Source organism: Streptomyces sp., assembly GCF_031178505.1.
GTDB classification, from domain to species: Bacteria; Actinomycetota; Actinomycetes; order Streptomycetales; family Streptomycetaceae; genus Streptomyces; species Streptomyces gulbargensis.
This window is the reverse complement of sequence record NZ_JAPSIW010000933.1, coordinates 1-2,309: the sequence shown is the minus strand read 5'-3', so window position 1 is coordinate 2,309 and position 2,309 is coordinate 1. Positions and strand designations below refer to the sequence as shown.

General features: G+C 70.5%; 5 protein-coding genes. All 5 read left to right on the top strand.

The features are described from left to right. The coding region (gene pgk, locus RIF68_RS34700; protein WP_309055490.1) for a phosphoglycerate kinase at positions 1-123 on the top strand (123 nt) is incomplete at its 5' end. 7 nt (positions 124-130) lie between these two features. Then, positions 131-907, top strand: coding sequence for a triose-phosphate isomerase (gene tpiA / locus RIF68_RS34695; protein ID WP_309055487.1), 777 nt, complete (start codon positions 131-133; stop codon positions 905-907). A 109-nt stretch (positions 908-1,016) separates the two neighbouring features. Then, entirely contained in the window at positions 1,017-1,247 is a 231-nt protein-coding gene (gene secG / locus RIF68_RS34690) for a preprotein translocase subunit SecG (protein WP_309055488.1), read from the top strand. A 77-nt stretch (positions 1,248-1,324) separates the two neighbouring features. Continuing rightward, positions 1,325-1,660 carry an RNA polymerase-binding protein RbpA gene (locus RIF68_RS34685; protein WP_309055485.1) on the top strand — a complete coding sequence of 112 codons (336 nt, stop codon included), beginning with the start codon at positions 1,325-1,327 and terminating at the stop codon, positions 1,658-1,660. 360 nt (positions 1,661-2,020) lie between these two features. Continuing rightward, entirely contained in the window at positions 2,021-2,233 is a 213-nt protein-coding gene (locus RIF68_RS34680; RefSeq protein ID WP_309055484.1) for a hypothetical protein, read from the top strand. Positions 2,234-2,309: the final 76 nt, after the last annotated feature.

Sequence of the window (2,309 nt, the reverse complement as noted above, 5' to 3'; positions counted from 1 at the left end):
GCGGCCGTCCGCACCCTGGGCTTCGACGAGAAGGCATTCGGCCACATTTCGACCGGCGGCGGCGCCTCCCTCGAATACCTCGAGGGCAAGACGCTTCCCGGCCTCGCCGCACTGGAGGACTGACCCCCTGATGAGCACGCGCACCCCGCTGATGGCGGGCAACTGGAAGATGAACCTCAACCACCTGGAGGCCATCGCCCACGTCCAGAAGCTCGCCTTCGCGCTGACCGACAAGGACTACGACGCCTGTGAGGTCGCGGTCCTGGTTCCCTTCACCGACCTGCGGTCCGTCCAGACCCTGGTCGACGGCGACAAGCTCAAGATCAAGTACGGCGCCCAGGACATCTCGGCGCACGACTCCGGTGCCTACACCGGCGAGATCTCGGGCGCGATGCTGTCCAAGCTGAAGTGCTCCTACGTGGCCGTCGGCCACTCCGAGCGCCGCCAGTACCACGCCGAGACCGACGAGGTCTGCAACGCCAAGGTGAAGGCCGCCTACAAGCACGGCCTGACCCCGATCCTCTGCGTCGGCGAGGGCCTGGACGTCCGCAAGGCCGGCCGCCAGGTCGAGCACTCGCTCGCCCAGGTCGACGGCGGTCTGAAGGACGTCCCGGCCGAGCAGGCCGAGTCGATCGTGATCGCCTACGAGCCGGTGTGGGCCATCGGCACCGGCGAGGTCGCCACCCCCGAGGACGCGCAGGAGGTCTGCGGGGCCATCCGCGGCCGCCTCGCGGAGCTGTACTCCCAGGAGCTGGCCGACAAGGTCCGCATCCAGTACGGAGGCTCCGTCAAGGCCGGCAACGTCGCCGCGATCATGGCGCAGCCCGACGTCGACGGCGCCCTCGTCGGCGGCGCGGCGCTCGACTCCGAGGAGTTCGTCAGGATCGTGCGCTTCCGCGACCAGTGACGCGACCGGTGAGTATGCCGTAGCGGCGATCCGTCGTACCCTTGCGGGGGCCGGGCAGGTGCCCGGCCCCCGTCCGTATAAGTCCGAGGAAGTTGGTCCAGCCGTGGTTATGGGGTTCTCGATCGCCCTGATCGTCTTCAGCGCGCTGCTGATGCTGCTCGTGCTGATGCACAAGGGAAAGGGCGGCGGCCTCTCCGACATGTTCGGTGGCGGCATGCAGTCGTCCGTCGGTGGCTCCTCGGTCGCCGAGCGCAACCTCGACCGCATCACCATCGTGGTCGGTCTGCTGTGGTTCGCCTGCATTGTCGTACTTGGTCTGCTGATGAAGTTGGACGGGTAACTCCGAACACTGGACGCGCGTTGGGCCTTACGTAGACTGGGGCATCTTCGAGCACCATCACGCAGGGAGTTACGACCGTGGCAAGTGGCAACGCGATCCGGGGGAGCCGGGTCGGAGCGGGGCCGATGGGCGAGGCCGAGCGGGGCGAGTCGGCACCGCGTCTCCGCATCTCCTTCTGGTGCTCGAACGGGCACGAGACCCAGCCGAGCTTCGCCAGTGACGCGGCGGTCCCCGAGACCTGGGACTGCCCGCGGTGCGGCTTCCCGGCCGGACAGGACCGGGACAACCCGCCGGACCCCCCGCGCACCGAGCCCTACAAGACGCACCTCGCGTACGTCCGCGAGCGGCGCAGCGACGCCGACGGCGAGGCGATCCTCGCGGAGGCGCTCGCCAAACTCCGGGGCGAGATCTGAGCGCTCCCGGCGTGGTGCGACGAACCGACGGCGAAGGGCCTTGCCCGCGAACAGCGTTCGCGGGCAAGGCCCTTCGCCGTTCCCTGAGCCGTTGTCAGTGGCGTCCCCCACCGACAGAACCGGAAGTCGGCCGGCGGGACCGAGGGGGACGCGTGACGGGGGCACGGACGGCGGCGCGGACACCGGGCAGCGGGGTCGCGCCCGCCTGGCGGGGCGGCTTCGGACGGCTCTGGACGGCCGCCGTCGTCTCCCGCTTCGGAGACCGCAGACCGGCTGTCTCGTCCTCCTGGGCGCCGTGCCCGCCCTCGCGGTAACGATCGCGGCCCTGGCGGTGTTGGTCTCATGGGGACGGTGTGGAACGTGCACCGGACGACCCTCGTGCAGGAGCGGGCCCCGGCGGGGATGCTCGGCCGTGTCGCCGCGGCCTTCCGCACCCTCGCCGTCGCGGGCGCGCCCCTGGGGGCCGTCCCCGGCGGCACCGTGGCCGCCGGGGCGGGACCGCACGCACCCGCCTTCCTCGCCGCGGCGCCGTTCGCGCTCGCCGTCGCCTCGCCGCGCCCTCTGATCAATTAGGTTGAAGGGCAGCGGGGCAGAAAAGCACGAGAAGAAGTGGGCGATGTCCGAGATGACCAGCACAGGCCGTACGAGG